This window comes from Flavobacterium bizetiae (genome assembly GCF_024271895.1).
In the GTDB taxonomy this organism is placed as follows: Bacteria; Bacteroidota; Bacteroidia; order Flavobacteriales; family Flavobacteriaceae; genus Flavobacterium; species Flavobacterium bizetiae.
In genome coordinates this window covers 4,457,439-4,475,025 of the sequence record NZ_CP091861.1, presented here as the reverse complement: position 1 = coordinate 4,475,025, position 17,587 = coordinate 4,457,439, and the positions used below count along the sequence as shown (strand labels likewise).

Below are 17,587 nucleotides of genomic sequence, written 5' to 3'. Positions count from 1 at the left end.
GATTCTTTGGGTCTTCTAATTTTTTTAATCTCGCAAAAACGCAGAGTCGCAAAGTTTTTTAAGCTTTATGTTCTTATTTTGGGATTGATTTAACATGCCGAAGTCATCAATAATATAAACTTTGCGTCCTTGCGCCTTTGCGAGATTATTTCAGCCTTCAGCCTAGTAAAAAAAATCTTTGCATTCTCTTATGGCTGAAAAAAAACAGCATCGTAGTGGAATTATTTTTCGCGTAGGGATTATTTTATTAAAAAGTAAGATCAAGGTAAAATCCTATAAACACTGGGCTGAAATTGATTTTTATAACTATATTTTTATGATATATATATAAATTTAGCTTATAATTGTACTATTTACACAAATTCAAAAAAACATCTTTTATTTTGAAGTATTTAGTTTTACTTTTTATACTGCTATTTGGTTTTTCTCCATTGAGTTATGCACAGGACAATCCTGTAAAATTCCTTGATATTTCTGATGGATTGTCTAACAATTCCGTCACAACCATTTTTCAGGATAGCGATGGTTATATGTGGTTTGGAACTTACGACGGACTCAATCGTTATGACGGCTACAATTTTAAAGTTTTCCGTAACCGAATCAACGATAAAAAATCATTGTTGTTCAATACGATTTATAACATCGAGGGAGATTCCAAAAAAAACATTTGGGTAGGAGGTTCCAACGGAATTTGTATTTACAATAAAACCACCGCAACATTTCATGCTGTACAATATGCCGTTTCGGGTAAAAAGCCTGAAACCCTGAAAGATATTATTCACCAGATGCGATCCGTTTCAGATGATTTGGTTTTAGTAGCTTCTCAAAATTTAGGTTTAATTGCGTTCGAAAAAGGCTCTTTTACAGGGAAACATATTGCGTTAAATGTTCCAGGAAACAGAATCACCGTTAATAATTATGACGCCATTGCCATTCAGGACGACAAAAAAAACAATCATTCGTGGGTGTATATCAGGAATGTAGGCGTTTGCAGTTATAGTTATGCTTCTAAGAATTTAAAAGTTGTTTTCCCTCTTTCGATAGAAGTCAAAGCAATGAAACTTGCGGCAGATGGTAATTTATTACTAGGAACAGATGAAGGTTTATTTTTGTTCAATACCAAATCAGGTTCATTATCTGAAAATTATTTTTCGACCAAAAGCAGCGTTACAGACCTTCTTTTAGATAAAAAAAATGAAATCTGGATCACGACAGACGGTTCTGGAATTTATAAAGTCGTTGGTAACAACAAAAAAGCCATTCCCGCAAATGCGATACAAGAAAATCAGCTTGCCAAAAGTAATTCCGTTTGGAGTTTATACGAAGATAAATCCGGCAACAAATGGTTTGGTTCCCTTCGTGGCGGAATAAGTATGCTCAGCAATACGCCCAAATACTTTAAAAGCATCAAATACAATTCAAAAGATCTTGTAGAGAATTTTATCCTGTCTTTTTGTGAAGACGAAAAAAACAATGTCTGGGTGGGTACAGATGGTGCCGGATTAAAATATTGGAACCGCAAAAACAATTCCTATACCAATTACAAAAACAAACTTTCAAGCAAATTTATCACCGGAATTGTACGCGATAATAACAATGACATTTGGCTTTCGACCTGGGCCGGAGGCGTAAATAAAATTAATCCCAAAACCAATACCGTTACACCATATACCTGTTATAACCCGTACACGAAACAAATCGAGAAAAACATTTGGTTTGTCTACAAAGATTCAAAAGCCAATATCTGGGCAAGTGGCACCAATGAAGGCGCTTTGTACTTTCTTGACAGAGCAAAAAAAAGTTTCACACTTTTTGATCCTTCGGTTACGAATTTGCAATGCATGACCGAAACCAGCGACGGAAAACTTTGGGCAGGAAATTATACCTCATTATTTTCGATTGAAAAAAATACCCGAAAAATCAATAAAATTACGATCGGAAATCCCGTAAGATGCATTCACGAAGACAAGGATAAAAACCTTTGGTTAGGAACTCAGGAAGGCGGATTATTGTTATTTGATCGAAAAACAAACACTTTCAAACGATTAACCACAGACGATGGTTTGCCTTCAAATACCGTTTTACGATTGCTTGAAGATAACGAAGGAAACCTCTGGATGAGCACTTACAATGGTATTTGCAGATATGATAAAAAACGAAAGACATTCCGTAATTTTTCTGTAAACGATGGTTTACAAAGCAATCAGTTTAGTTTTAATGCCGGACTAAAATTATCTACGGGAGAATTTTTGTTTGGAGGAATAAACGGTTTCAATGCCTTTTTCCCCGAAGCTATAAAAGGATTCAATCAAAAGAATAACTTATTATTATCTGATTTTTACGTTAACAATTTGCCTATCGAAGAAAGTCAAAATGAATTAGAATGGGATGGCGGAAAAATAAAACAAGTAAGTCTGCCTTATGATCAAACCACTTTATCACTCGAGTTTGTTGCTTTAGATTATAATAATGCCGACAAAATAAATTATGCGTATTATCTGGAGGGCTGGGATGAGCAATGGAATTATGTGGGTCAGGCCCGAAAAGCCAATTATGCCCGATTAACCGAAGGGAAATATATTTTTAAAGTAAAAACCACCAATTTTAAAGGAGGCTGGAATAAAGAAGTAAGCCTGATTACCATTGAAGTTTTGCCGCCTTGGTACAGAACCTGGTGGGCGTATTTATTGTATGTATTGGCAGGTATCGGCGCTATTTTTGCCTATTTGCAATACAGTAAAAACAAAGAAAAACTCAAATATAAAGTCAAAATTGCGGAGTTAGAAAGCAAGAAAGAAAAAGAAATTGCCGAGAAACAATCGTCGATGTTTACTTATATCTCGCATGAATTTAGAACGCCGCTTTCGCTGATTATAAATCCGTTGAAAAAAGCAGTTCAGAAAGAAAGTGTACAAAACGGATCTTCAGGAAGTGATTTGGCCATTGCGCATCGCAACGCCAGAAGACTTTTAAGTCTGGTCGATCAGTTATTGCTTTTCAGGAAAGCCGAGAATGATGCCGACTCACTCAGATTATCGCCTATCAATGTCAACAATCTTTGCAACGAAGTCTATCAATGTTTTGTCAATCAGGCAAAAGACAAAAGCATTCGCTATAACTTTCTAATTCCGGATCATGAAATTGTCATTATTGGCGATTATGAGAAAATCGAAATTTCGTTGTTCAATCTCATGTCAAATGCTTTCAAATACACACCAATTGGCGGAGAAATCAATCTTAAACTAACAGAAAACGATGAAGAAGTTCAGTTAGAAATTTCAGATAGCGGAGACGGAATCGATACAAAAGATATTGATGTCATATTCGAGAAATTCAAACAAGTAAAATCTAAAGTATCCATCGGAACCGGTTTCGGAATCGGACTTTATATCGTAAAATATTTTGTCGACAAACACAAAGGAACCGTAAGCTGTACCAGTGAAATAGGCAAAGGAAGTACGTTTAAACTAACTTTTCTAAAAGGAGACAGTCATTTTGATAATGTCGAAATTACAAACGAAGTCCCGCAGAGAAGTCAGTTGTTTGATGAACTTATTATAGACGACAGCGAAGAAAATCAGGCTTTAAATGCTTCGGTTTCAGAAAGCGATTTTCAAAAAATCATGCTGACTGATAAACGCACCGTTCTGATTATTGATGATAATGCCGAAATAAGAGCCTATCTGATCAAATTATTCTCAGAATCTTATATCGTGTACAGCGCAGAAAATGGCGAAGAAGGTCTAAAACTGACCAAAAAACACATGCCGGATTTGGTCATCAGCGATATTACCATGGAGGAAATGGATGGTCTGGAACTGTGCCGAAAAATTAAAGAAAATAACGCCTTATCGCATATTCCGGTCATTTTATTAACGGCTTCAAAAAATCCCGAAACCCATCTTCAGGGCATCAATGACGGAGCCGATGATTATATTACCAAACCGTTTGATGATGATATATTGGTCGCGCGTGTAGATTCGTTATTGCGTAACCGCAACAATTTACGAACCTATTTCCTCGACAGCATTACCCTTAAAGAGAATACCCAAAAAGTGCCGCAGGAATACCAGGAAATCCTTAAAAAATGCATCGATATTGTCGAAGCAAACATTCATAAAAGAGATTTTACAATAAAAAACTTTGCCCTCGAAATGGGAATGAGTCATCGAACATTGTACACCAAAATTAAAATTATTTCCGGGCAGACATTAAATGCATTTATACGTTCGGTAAGAATCAGGCGGGCGGCAATGCTCATGCTTACAGAAGATATCAATATTACGCAGGCAAGTGCCGAAGTAGGTTTTGAAGATCCTAAGTATTTCAGACAGCAATTTGTAAAACTCTTCGGGATGACCCCTTCAGAATACATCAAAAAATACAAGAGCTCTTTTAACTCAGATCTTAATGTTATTAAATAGATTTTTAAGCCCAAACTTGTCATTTCGATTATGATGATAGAGCCAGATCTTTTTTTTCAGGAGCTAATCCCGCTATCCGTTCCAATCTTTTGTGCCTAACACCGGCACAAAAGGATTTCCTCTTCTATCGGGGCTAGGGCAATCATTTTCATAACAATGTTTTCGTCTGGTTTGTCATCCTGAGCGAAGTCGAAGGATCACATTATCCCGAAGTTTCGAGGCGCAAAGAAAATCACTAATCTTTGTTGAGTTTCGAGTGTGATTTCTCTCTTCAGACAAAAGGACAAAATAGTACACATTAAAAAAACGCAAACGTTTTAGCCGGAAAAGAGCGTTTTATTCGGTAATTACATATAATTCAAAAATAGACCAGTATTTTTTCATACTCCTTAAATTTTAATCCAAAATAATAGTTAATTGCAATTTTGACCTCCTTTTTTTTCCATTTTACCCCTCCTTGAAAGTGTCTATAATACATTTCTTTGCACTTATAGTAATCTGTTAGTTGAATTACTGTGTATACTATAAGTGTTTATTTTACGATAAGTTTTTGATCTATTTAAAGAATTGAGCCTTCTTTAAAAATAAGGTAGTAAGAGTTGGTTTTACATGTTACTTATCAAACCCGCAGTAAAAAGCTGCGGGGTAAAATAAAGAGTTTTTCAATTAGAAAATTAGATAATGTGTCAATTAGATAATGATTACAGTTTGCAAATTTTCGAATTAAATAAAGCACAGTTTTTAATTATCAAATTATCACATTTACTAATTGACCAATTTTCTAACTATAAACAATTAACCAAACTCACCAATATGAAAACAATCCTATAATGAAATTTGTTCTGTTGTTTTCTCCCTAAAAAAATAGCAGCAACAATATCCTCACCAATTCAACCTACACGATTTATTTCGATTATCACTTTACAATAAACTAACTAACCTAACCTTAAAAATCAAAAAATGAAAAAAAATGTATTTTTATTTTTTCTTGCTGTTTTTGCTGTCCTTTTTACTGGATGTCAAAATAACGAATCTGATTTTCCAAGCTCTGACAATCCTACTGTTGTAGTATCAACAAAAGAAATTTACGGAGCACCAAGCAGGAAATTTGAAATTAAAGCCGCTCTGGCTGACGATTTAGGATTAAAAAGCGTGAGAATTCAAATTCCGGAATTATCACTGGACAAAGTCATTGCTTTTGCAACAGATCCTTTACTTAAATCATACGACTTAAGTTATTTTTTCGAAGTTCCATCCAATAGAGGAACCTCTGAAGCTTTCAAAATAAAACTAACCATTACTGACGTTTCAGGAAACGCAATCGACGAAGACATTAATCTGCGTCTTGACGGAGAATTTGCTGCGCCATCAATATCAATGATTACTCCAAAAGAAGGAGGCGTTATTTTATTGTCGACAAGTACTCAAATGCCCGTAAATTTTGTAGTGAATGACGATTCAGGAATCGATTATATTCAAATTCAGTGTGCTGCATTGGGTATCGACGAGAAAATACAATTATCAGGTGCGCCTCAATCGTATACTTTCAATAAAACGTACACATTACCGGTAACGGCAGATAATTATGTTTTAACCATTACGGCAAAAGATAAATTTGTGATTCCAAATACCGGAACATTAAATATAAATGTTGTGGCTACCAATGAGTATCCGGCCATTTATTTATGCGATCAGCCAAAAGGTACCAACCTTACAACAGACGCAGTTGGAGTTCCGATGTACTTTCATGATAAAAACGGACAAGATTTTGAGTTTAAATATTATGCTGATAAAGACAATAAAGAAATTTATTTCTTAGGTCAGGAATCAGATTTTGCTCCACATTGTTTTGGTTTAAATGCGTCAGGAGAATTGATAGATGACGTGACTTCAACACCAATTATATTACCTACAAAAGGATATTATGTAATCAAAGTAAATCCGAATACTTTAAAATATACTGCAACTAAATACACACCTTCAAGTAAAGTGTGGACAGATGTGGCTAACGGATTATGGCATGACGAAGAAGCAAAAAGAAAACCTTTTGTGAGCGTTTGCGGATCAGGAATTCAAGGTGCTGACTGGGATACCTGGACGGCTTGGGTTCAGACAGGATTGCATTTAGCCAATAATCCAAACAATCCTTATCAATTGGTAGGAGAGTATACGCTGACAGGACAAATGGAAGCCACTTTTACAGGTCAATGGTGGAGCCCATCATGGAGATTAATCAAAAACGGTGTTGCTACAATGTCGCCTGGAGAAAACGGAAATGCTAAATATCCTGCTGCTCCCGGAGTGTATAAAGTAGTTCTTGATACCGAATTGGAAAGACTTTTTGTTACAAAAAAATAGTTGTTATAATCTCACTTATAGCATTTAATAAAAAAAATATCTTAAGATGAAATATAAATTTATATGGTTGTTTATCACCATGTTGTGCACTGCTGCAACATTTGGTCAAATAACAGTAAAAGGAACTGTTAAGGATAAAGGCAATGTGCCCATTCCGGGAGTGAACTTAATGATTAAAGGAAGTACGAGTACAGCCGCTACAGATTTTGATGGAAATTTCGCGATTTCGGTTCCAAACAAAAATGCACAGATCGAGTTTTCGTTCATTGGCTTTGCCAATAAAACAGTTACGGTGGGAGATCAAACCGTTATCAATATTATTCTGGAAGAATCAAGTCAGGTATTAGACGAGATTGTAGTGGTAGGTTATGCCGCAGTAAAAAAGAGCGATGTAACGAGTTCAATTTCTTCTATAAAAGGAAAAGAACTGCAAACCATGACTGTTGGTAACGTTGCTGAATCTTTGCAGGGTAAAGTGGCCGGAGTTCAGGTTACAGGTCAGGGTGGTCCTGGCGCTCAGCCAAGGGTATTAATTCGTGGTATCTCTACGGTAAACTTAAACACAGATCCGCTTTATGTTGTCGACGGAATCCCGATGGGAACGAGCATCAACTTTTTAAGCAATAACGAGATCGAATCTATGGAGGTTTTAAAAGATGCTTCTGCGAGTGCAATTTACGGTTCTCGTGCTTCGAATGGAGTTATTTTAATTACCACCAAAAAAGGTAAAAGCGGTCAGACAAGATTCAATTTTGATATGAGTTCAGGAATTCAGATGATGAATAATCCTTATAATATGGCCGATGCTGTTGGTTATGCTACGATTATGAACAAAGCCTACAACAACTCAGGTTACGCAGATTATTTGCCAAATCCGTCTCAATATCAGGGAAAAACAACAGATTGGTGGAAAGCAGGAATTAAATCCGGAGCACCAGTAACAAATGCCTCTTTGGGAGTAAGCGGAGGTTCTGATAAACATACTTATGCGATTAGTTTAAACTACTACAACTCAGAATCTATTTATGAAGTAGGAGGATGGGAAAGAATCACGATGAGAATCAATAACGATTTTAAATTTTCGGATAAATTTTCTGCCGGAATTACTTTAAACCCTCGTTACGAAACTTACGGAGCTCCGGGAAACTGGGCTGATTTTGATAAGATTGATCCTATTACACCAATTTACAAACCGGCAGACCAGTTATCAGGTTTAGAAAACGAATACAGCATTTTTGCGCGTTCTCCTTCGTATGTATGGAATCCTGTTGCCTCTGTAAAACGTTATGACGATTATACAGATCAGTACAACTTAAACACAAACGGTTATTTGCAATATACGCCAATAAAAGGTTTGGTAATTCGTTCTCAGGCTTCGGTAGAAGTTGGTGATAAAGTAAGAAGCAGGTTTATTCCGGATTTCATCATCGATGCAGCGCACGAGAAAGAAGAAATTAATAAAATCGAAAGATGGAATACAACAAATGTAGATTGGACATGGCAAAACACCATTACGTATTCAAGAGCATTTGCAGAAAAACATAATTTCTCTTTAATGGTAGGTAATACGATGGAAGAGTACAATGGTAAAGATCTTTGGGGATACGGAGAAGGTGTGCCTAACAATACCGATGCCATGAGAGAATTAAATGCAGCAACCAAAAACCGTAATAGTGGTGGTAACAGCTGGTCAAGTTCTTTAATGTCGTATATCTCTCGTTTCTCGTATAATTATGATAGTAAATATTATTTTACTGGAACATTCAGACGTGACGGATCTTCGAAATTTATGACCAACAACAAATGGGCTAATTTCCCATCAGCATCTGTTTCATGGAGAATTCTTAACGAAGGATTTATGGAGTCTACAAAAGATGTTTTAAGCGATTTAAGATTTAGAGCAGGTTGGGGTAAAGTAGGAAATCAGGGCTTACCAACAGCGGTTTATCAATCAAACATTGGGCAAGGATTTTATCCTATTGGCGATGTAGTAGGCGATACTTCATTCCCATCATCAATGGCGAATAAAGACATTAAATGGGAAACGGTAGAAGATATCAGTTTTGGACTTGATTTCGGTTTATGGAAAAACAAATTATCAGGATCTCTTGAATATTATCAAAAGAAAACCAATGATATGTTGTTCCTGAAACAATTTCCAACTTATAGCGGTTTCCCTGATAATTCAAAAATCTGGTCAAATGTTGGTTCTATGCAGTCAAGCGGTATTGATTTATTGATTTCTTATAAAGATAAAAAAGGAGATTTCTCTTATGGCGTAGATGTAACTTTTACAACGGTAAATGTAGAAATGCTTTCATTATCATCTGAAGGAGAAAGACTTTACGGATCAGGAAACAGAACTTTAACCATAAAAGGAGAAGAGCCTGGATTCTTTTACGGATATGTAGCCGATGGTTTATTTCAAAATCAAACACAGTTAAATTCACATACAGACGAGCACGGAACAAAATTACAGCCGTATGCTCAGGTGGGAGATGTTCGTTTTAAAGATGTAAACGGCGACGGAAAAATAGACGAAAAAGACCGTACAAAAATTGGTTCTCCATGGGCGGATTATAACGTAGGTCTGAACTTGAATTTTGCTTACAAACAATTTGATTTGGTAGCCAACTTTTATTCAAGTATTGGAAATGAAATCGTAAACGAAAACATTTCGGATTTATACAATGGTGCAAGCTTAACCAACAAAGTAAGCGGATTAGACCAAATGGCATGGCATGGTGAGGGAACTTCAAACCGTGTTCCTCGTTTGTCTAAAGATGATAATAATGAAAACTTTACCAAATTCTCTTCTTTATATGTTGAAGATGGTTCGTTTGTGCGCATGAAAAACCTTCAGATTGGTTATTCATTCTACAACAAATTTGGTTTAGACAAACTGAGAATCTCATTATCAGGACAAAACTTATGGACATGGACCAAATACGATGGTGTTGATCCTGAAGTTGCGGGTGGAGATCCTGACAAAGGCGACAGAGTAAAAGGATCAGGTTTTGGAGGATGGAACTATCCGGTTCAGCCAACCATTTTGATGGGTCTTAATGTAGCATTTTAATAAAAAACGACATGAAAAAAACGATATTATCAATACTAGCTTTTTCTCTGGTTGCAGTTTCATGCAGCGATTTTATTGAAAAAGACGAAAGAGGGAAACAAACCTTAGAAAACTACTTTCAAACCGCGCAGGAATGCGAGAATTATGCCAATGAACTTACACAGCGTTTATTGCTTGCCAAAGACTGGTGGGTTTTGACTGCGCCAAGAGTAACTAACGAAATGGCAACGGATGATGCCTGGATGGGAAATACAGGTCAGGACAATAGTGCACACAGACCAGCTTCGCAATACCTGATCACGCCGGATAATATGGGAGATATGAACGGTGCTTATACGGCTCATTATTATACCATTCAGTCAGCTAATATTGGTTTAGAAAAAATGGCTGCTTCGCCAATTTCTGATGCGCTGAAAAATCAGTATATGGGAGAATCATTATTTGTAAGAGCCTATTGCTACTATGAATTAGTGAATCTTTTTGGACCAATCCCATTATATACGAAAGTATTAGGAACTTCTGATCTGAATTTGCAGCGTAGTGCTGTAGCAGATGTTTACGCTCAAATTGAAGCTGATCTTAAAGATGCTGCTGCAAAACTGGACAAAACTCCAGTAGCCAGAAACGGAAGAATCAACAAATGGGCTGCTTATGCTTTATTGGCGCGTGTTTCTTTGTTTCAGGAAAAATGGGCTGAAGCCAAATTATATTCAAACAAAGTCATTACAGAAGGACCTTTTGCTCTTGAAGCAGATTTCTTAAACATCTGGAATGTAAACAACCATAACGGAGTAGAATCGATTCTAGAAGCACAAACTTCATCTGTTCAGGATAAAAATCTTGGTGCCGCTTTACCAACTTTGGCAGGAGCAAGAGGTGAAGACAAGAAGAACTTCCCAAGTAATGATGCGGGAGACGTTTTAGACGGTTGGGGATGGTGTATGCCAACCAGCGATTTAGAGAATGCTTATCTGTCAGAAAATGATGTAATCCGTCGCAGAAGTACGATTACAAAATGGGGAGAAGCGGCTTACGGAGACGAGGTTTTGAATCCTACGCACAAATTCAGTTTAAACGATAATAAATCAGGACGTATTTGTCGTAAATATTACATCCCGATTGCAACACGTCGTGCATTAGATAAAAAAGATGGTCACTTACCATTGAATATTCCGTTGATTCGTTTGGCCGAAATGTATCTTACAAGAGCAGAAGCCAACTATCATACTGGAGGAGACGCTTTAGGGGATATCAATATCATTAGAGCCCGTGTAAAATTAGATCCAAAAACAGGATTATCAGGACCAACGCTTTTAAGACAAATCTACAAAGAGCGCCGTTTAGAATTGGCTTTCGAAGGATTGCGTTTGTATGATATTCGTCGTGAAAAAGATCCAAATACAGGGAGACCGGTGATCGAATCTCTAATGGGACCAAACGGAACTTTCGTTCAGTACAACCTGAATTCTACAGATCCGTATGAAACTACCAATTTAAGAGAACCACAGGATAAAGGAATCAATTTTAATCCTGCAAAACACTTATTGTGGCCAATACCACAAATCGAAATTGACTTAAGTGGCGGATTAATCACTCAAAATCCTAATTACTAAAATGAGATTAATCAACAACAATAAAGTAAGTCTGCTATGTGCAGGCTTACTTTTCGCAAACTCTTTTATGGTAAGTTGCGATTCTGAAAACAACGGAAATTCAGATTCAGAAACTGGTACTGCAGAACTAAGCATCAATCTGGATGCAAATCTTCAAACGATGGAAAGCTTTGGAGCTTCTGATGCCTGGCAAAGTAATTTTATAGGTAAAAATTGGCCTTCGGATAAAAAAAATAAAATTACCGATTTACTTTTCAGTAAAGAGTTAGATACAGACGGAAATCCTAAAGGAATCGGATTATCATTATGGCGTTTCAATCTTGGTTCAGGAAGTGCTGAGCAAGGCGATGCAAGTGATATTACAGATGAATGGAGACGTACAGAATGTTTTACCACAGATGGAGTTACGTACAACATGAACAAACAAGCCGGTCAGGTTTGGTTTATGAAAGCAGCAAAAGAACGTGGTTTAGAAAAATTATTGGCTTTCGCCAATAGTGCTCCCGTTTACTTAACACAAAACGGAAAAGCGCATGCAAGCATCAAAGAATTTTATAATCTAAAAGACAGCAAATGGTCGGAATTGGCTGATTTCTGGACAACATCTTTAGATAAATTAAAAAAAGAACACGGTTTAACTATCGATTATGTGTCTCCGTTTAATGAGCCACAATACGAATGGGACGGTTCAGGACAAGAAGGTTCTCCGGCAACGAATGCTAATATTTACAGTTTTGTAAATGTTTTGTCTCCAAAATTACAATCAAAAGGGCTTGAGGCTAAGATTGTTGTGGGAGAAGGAGGATCTTACGAGCCTTTGTATAAAACAATTTCAGGTAAAGAAAACAGATCCAACCAAATCGATTATTTCTTTGGAGTGAATTCGGCTAAAAGTATTGCAGGATTAAGCAACGTAAAAAAGACCATTTCGGCGCATAGTTACTGGCAGGCGTGGCCATTGACCGAGTTGGTTCATTCAAGACAATTGGCGGCAGCAAGAACACAATCAGTAGCAGGATTAAGTCTTTGGTCATCAGAATATTGTGTTTTAGAAAGCCCGGGAACTTCTGAATTACCAGGCGGAGCAGGTGCCGGAAGAGATTTAGGAATGCAATTGGCACTCTGGACAGCCCGTATCATTAGTACCGATATTGCTGTTGGTGGCGTTTCGTCCTGGCAATGGTGGACGGCTATTAGCCGCGGAGATTACAAAGACGGTTTAATTCATGTTGATGATGGTTCAAGCAACGGAGCCGGAAATGCTGATTATTGCAAAAACGATGGTTACATAAGAGATTCCAAAACACTTTGGGCTTTAGGAAACTTCTCTTTTTTCGTAAAACCAGGTATGGTGAGAGTTCAGATTCCTAGTGTTGATAATTCCACTTCCGTGAATGGTGTAATGGTAACTGCGTATAAAGATGCAGCAACAAAAAAACTGGTAGTAGTAGCAGTAAACATTGGCAAATCGGCGAAAGCCTATAAACTAAATCTTTCAGGCGGATCTTTAACAGATAATAAATTAACACCTTACACAACGTCTGAAACTTTGAGTTTGAAAAAAGGAACCGCAGTCGATGCAACGAATTTTGTAATTCCGGCTAAGTCAGTTGTGACTTATATAGGAACTTATAAGTAAGAGTAAAAAATTAACCGCAAGGTGCGCAAAGAAAGACCGCAAAAATTCGCAAAGCCAGGAATAAACTTTGCGAACCTTGCGAAAACTTAGCGTCTTTGCGGTTGAAAAAACAAAAAGAATAAAATAATGAGAAAAGTATACATCTCGCTTTTATTGGTCGCGAGTTCGCTGTCGTTTGCACAGCGAACCGTAACCATTAGCACTGATAATGTAGTACAAACCATGGACGGTTTTGGAGGTTCTGATGCCTGGAGATGCCAGTTTGTGGGTAAAAATTGGCCGGAACAAAAAAAGAATGCTATTGCTGATTTGCTTTTTAGCAAAGAAATCGATGCACAGGGAAATCCAAAAGGAATCGGACTTTCGATCTGGAGGTTTAATCTTGGTGCGGGAAGTACAGAACAAGGCGAAAAAAGTAAAGTTTCGGACGAATGGAGAAGAAGCGAATCTTTTTTGCAGGCAGATGGTACTTATGATTTTAATAAACAAGAAGGACAAAGATGGTTCCTGCAGGCGGCAAAAAAACGTGGTGTCGAAAAATTCCTGATTTTTACCAATAGTCCGCCGGTTTATATGACCAGAAACGGATTGTCTTTTGCATCTCAAAAGAATAAACTGAATCTACAAGATGGTGCAATTCCAAAATTTGCCGATTTTCTAGTTCAAAGTATTCAGGGGTTGGAAAAGAAAGAAGGAATTAAATTCGATTATGTAAGCCCGATCAACGAACCGCAATGGGAGTGGATGCCTAAAAACGGCGACACCAATAGTCAGGAAGGAACTCCGGCTACAAACAAAGAAATTTACGATCTGACGAAATCACTTTCGGAAAAACTGAAAGCCCATAAAATGAACACAGAAATCGTAATTGCCGAAGCCGCTCAGATTGATTATTTATATGAAAATGTAAATGCTGAAGACCGCGACAAGCAAATAGATTATTTCTTTGGAAAAACAAAAACAAACGTTTCAAAATTCCCAAACGTAAAAAACGTTATTTTAGGACATAGTTATTTTACGACCTGGCCAATTGAACGACAAGTATTAAGCAGAAAATTAATTGCTGCCAACATCAAACAGAATCCGGGATTAAAATACTGGCAATCGGAATATTGTATTTTAGAAAATCCGGGAGAAGCTGAAATACCGGGAGGTTCAGGGGGAGGAAGAGATTTAGGAATGCAGACCGCTTTGTTTGTCGGGCGTTTAATTCATAATGACATTGCAGTTGCCAATGCCGCTTCATGGCAATGGTGGACATCGATTACCCGTGTCGATTACAAAGACGGTTTGATCTATCTTGATGACGGAAAAAGCAACGGAGGAACAGCACCGGATTACGTAAAGAATGACGGAGAATTTCACGATTCGAAGCTACTTTGGGCTTTAGGAAATTACTCTTTGTTTGTACGTCCGGGAATGCTTAGAGTGGATGTTCCCAATCAAAATGATCTTGAAGCAGCAAACGACGTCATGTTAACCGCTTACAAAGATGTAGCCAACAAAAAGCTAATTGTAGTAGCCGTAAACTGTGGAAAATCAGCACAGCAATACAAATTCAATTTATCTAAAGGAACAGTGAAAAACAATGATTTTACGCCTTATGTGACTTCAGAGACTTCGAATTTAAAAAGAGCCGCTGCACAAAAAATAGGTAATCTCGAAATTCCCGCAAAATCGATAGTGACGTTTGTTGGGGAGCTTGAGTATTAGTTTTCAGTCGCAGTCTCGGTTTACAGTCACAGTTTACAGTCACAGTTCAAACCTGAAACAAAAAAAAAAATAACATAACAAAAAGCTTAGAAACTCAGATTCTTAGCCACTTAGAACCTTAAAAAAAATGTTTACAAAAAAGATCTTACTATCCGTATTACTCTTCTCGTGTTTGTCTGCATTCAGTCAGATCTCGTTTGGAGATTCAAAGAAAATCAATGACAATTGGAAATTCAATCTTCAGGATACTCCTGAGGCTCAAAAACAAATTTACGATGACAGCAAATGGCAATCGGTAAATGTTCCGCATGACTGGAGCGTAAAAGGACAATTGAGCCCAACATTGGCAAGTTGTACTGGTTTCCTGCCTGGCGGAATTGGCTGGTATCGTAAATCGGTTACGATTCCTCAGAATAAAAAAGGAGAAAAAGTGTATTTGTATTTTGAAGGCGTTTACAACAGAAGCGAAGTTTTCATCAACGGACATTCATTGGGGAAACGTCCAAACGGTTATATTTCTTTTGCTTATGATGCTACTCAGTATGTAAATTATGGTGGAGAAAATACGATTTCTGTTCGTGTAGATCATAGTCAGAGTGCAGATTCAAGATGGTATACGGGTTCAGGAATTTACCGTGATGTCTGGTTGGTATATTCGAATCCGGTTCATATTGCACAATGGGGAGTTTACGCTTATCCGGAAGTAAAAAAAGGAACAGGAACGCTAAATGTTGAGGTTGAAGTTGAAAATGGTTCGGCTGCAAAATCAAGCCTTACGGTTGTAAATGAATTGATCTCAAAAGACGGAAAATCAGTTGGAAAATCTTCTTCAAAAGTAGAAGTTGCCGCGAATAAAAACGGAAAAATATCTACTAAAATAAATGTAAAAAATCCTCAGTTATGGGATTTAGAGAATCCGAATCTATACCAACTTAAAACCACCGTTTTTAAAGACGGAAAACAGATAGATGAAACGGTAACCAAAACCGGTTTCAGAGACTTTAAATTCGATCCGAACAATGGTTTTGCATTAAACGGAAAATGGATGAAAATGAAAGGAGTTTGTCTGCACCATGATGCGGGTGTTTTAGGTTCTGCAGTGCCAAGAGAAGTTTGGGAAACAAGACTTAAAACATTAAAAGAAATTGGTGTAAATGCAATCCGTACAAGCCATAATCCGCAAGCGCCTGTTTTTTATGAACTTTGCGACGAGTTAGGATTATTGGTTTTAAACGAAGCGTATGACGAATGGGAATTTCCTAAACGTAAATGGCTTGAAGGCTGGAACTACGGAACTCCGGGATTCGAAGGGACGTTTGATATTTTTGCAGATTATGCCGAAAAAGATTTAGAAGATTTTGTACGTCGTGACAGAAACCATCTTTCGGTTTTTGCATGGAGTATTGGTAACGAAGTAGATTATCCAAACGATCCTTATTCTCATCCTGTTTTAGACAAAGGAAAAGAAGGTTTTGGACAAGCTAATTACGGAGGTTATAAAAAAGATGCACCAGATGCAATGCGTCTTGGAGCCATTGCAAAACGTTTGGTTGCAGCCGTAAAAAAATACGATAAATCACGTCCTACAACTGCTGGTTTAGCCGGAGTGGCTATGTCTAACGAAACCGAATATCCGGGGGCTTTAGATATTACAGGATACAATTATACCGAAAGCAAATACCAGTCAGACCACGAGAAATATCCAAACAGAGTTATTTTCGGGAGTGAAAATGTCCACGACATGGAACCTTGGTTAGCAGTTAAAAACAACAAACATATTTTTGGACAATTCTTGTGGACAGGAATCGATTATTTAGGTGAATCAGGAAGATGGCCTTCAAGAGGTTTTTATTCAGGATTAGTAGATTTTGCCGGAGTAATCAAACCTAGAGGATATTTCCGTCAGTCACTTTGGTCAGATAAACCAATGACATACATCGGAACTTATCCATTAAAAGATGTAAAAGACGTTTCTAAAGATGCCTGGGCAATCTGGAATTACACTCAAGGTGAAAAAATTCGCGTAGTAGTGTATACTAATGCTGCAAAAGCACGCTTAGAACTGAACGGAAAAGTAGTAGGAGAAACGAAAGCTTACGACGAAAAAACCGGAATTATTTATTGGGATATTCCGTTTGCTTCAGGAAAATTAGAAGCAATTGGTTTAAGCAAAGACGATAAAGAAGTGAGCAGATATGCTATTTCGACAACTCAGCAACCAGTTGAATTGACAATTGCAGAGAAAGATATTACCATTACCAAAGACAAAGGAGTAGCTAAAATTATGGTTCAGGTGAAGGATCAAAATGGTTTACCTGTAATGCTTTCAGACAACGAAGTTACGTGTACCATTAGCGGACCTGGAATTTTATTAGGATTGGAAGCAGGAAACAACAGCGACATGACCGATTATACAGATAATGTACAAAGAGTTTTTCACGGTCATATTGCAGCCTATATTCAGGCAACAGGAGAAGCAAAGCCAATAAAAGTGACGTTTACAAGCCAATGGTTGAAACCAGTTGAAGTTACGATTAACGTGAAATAAGAAAAGCGATAACAGAGACCAGACAGGTTTTAAAAAGCTGTTTGGTCTGATGGAATATTTAATTTTTTAGTCCCAGCGGAACGAGATATTTATAGATATATCGCTCCGCAGGAGCTAATAAAACAGATTAAAAATCATTGTAATCTTTTTAATCTGTGGCAAAATAAATTGACACCTAAAGATCGTCAACAGAGACCTGACAAGTTTTAAAAC

The 17,587-nt window shown here is 37.2% G+C and carries 7 protein-coding genes; all 7 read left to right on the top strand.

Annotated elements, in window-relative coordinates; all coding sequences use genetic code 11:
- Positions 1 to 383: 383 nt before the first annotated feature.
- The 7 genes from L0669_RS18775 (at position 384) to L0669_RS18745 (ending at position 17,374) form a co-directional block, all read left to right on the top strand.
- Positions 384 to 4,424, top strand: a complete 4,041-nt coding sequence (locus L0669_RS18775) for a hybrid sensor histidine kinase/response regulator transcription factor (RefSeq protein ID WP_263759355.1) — start codon at positions 384 to 386, stop codon at positions 4,422 to 4,424.
- A gap of 960 nt (positions 4,425 to 5,384) precedes the next feature.
- Positions 5,385 to 6,782, top strand: coding sequence for a hypothetical protein (locus L0669_RS18770; protein WP_263759354.1), 1,398 nt, complete (start codon positions 5,385 to 5,387; stop codon positions 6,780 to 6,782).
- Positions 6,783 to 6,828: 46 nt separating this feature from the next.
- On the top strand, positions 6,829 to 9,861 hold the full coding sequence (locus tag L0669_RS18765; protein ID WP_263759353.1) for a SusC/RagA family TonB-linked outer membrane protein: 3,033 nt from the start codon (positions 6,829 to 6,831) through the stop codon (positions 9,859 to 9,861).
- Positions 9,862 to 9,872: 11 nt separating this feature from the next.
- A complete protein-coding gene (locus L0669_RS18760) occupies positions 9,873 to 11,474 on the top strand; it encodes a RagB/SusD family nutrient uptake outer membrane protein (RefSeq protein ID WP_263759351.1) in 1,602 nt (533 codons plus the stop codon).
- Between the two features lies 1 nt (position 11,475).
- Positions 11,476 to 13,113 carry a glycoside hydrolase gene (locus tag L0669_RS18755; RefSeq protein ID WP_263759349.1) on the top strand — a complete coding sequence of 546 codons (1,638 nt, stop codon included), beginning with the start codon at positions 11,476 to 11,478 and terminating at the stop codon, positions 13,111 to 13,113.
- A gap of 126 nt (positions 13,114 to 13,239) precedes the next feature.
- Positions 13,240 to 14,826 (top strand): glycoside hydrolase, encoded by a 1,587-nt coding sequence (locus tag L0669_RS18750; protein WP_263759348.1) that lies wholly within the window; start codon positions 13,240 to 13,242, stop codon positions 14,824 to 14,826.
- A 127-nt stretch (positions 14,827 to 14,953) separates the two neighbouring features.
- Positions 14,954 to 17,374: a glycoside hydrolase family 2 TIM barrel-domain containing protein gene (locus tag L0669_RS18745; RefSeq protein ID WP_263759347.1), complete on the top strand. Its 2,421-nt coding sequence runs from the start codon at positions 14,954 to 14,956 to the stop codon at positions 17,372 to 17,374.
- Positions 17,375 to 17,587 lie beyond the last annotated feature (213 nt).

Excerpts from the sequence above, each read along its gene's own strand:
- L0669_RS18770 (WP_263759354.1), top strand. The coding sequence starts at position 5,385 with ATGAAAAAAAATGTATTTTTATTTTTTCTTGCTGTTTTTGCTGTCCTT.
- L0669_RS18765 (WP_263759353.1), top strand. The coding sequence starts at position 6,829 with ATGAAATATAAATTTATATGGTTGTTTATCACCATGTTGTGCACTGCT.
- L0669_RS18760 (WP_263759351.1), top strand. The coding sequence starts at position 9,873 with ATGAAAAAAACGATATTATCAATACTAGCTTTTTCTCTGGTTGCAGTT.
- L0669_RS18755 (WP_263759349.1), top strand. The coding sequence starts at position 11,476 with ATGAGATTAATCAACAACAATAAAGTAAGTCTGCTATGTGCAGGCTTA.
- L0669_RS18750 (WP_263759348.1), top strand. The coding sequence starts at position 13,240 with ATGAGAAAAGTATACATCTCGCTTTTATTGGTCGCGAGTTCGCTGTCG.
- L0669_RS18745 (WP_263759347.1), top strand. The coding sequence starts at position 14,954 with ATGTTTACAAAAAAGATCTTACTATCCGTATTACTCTTCTCGTGTTTG.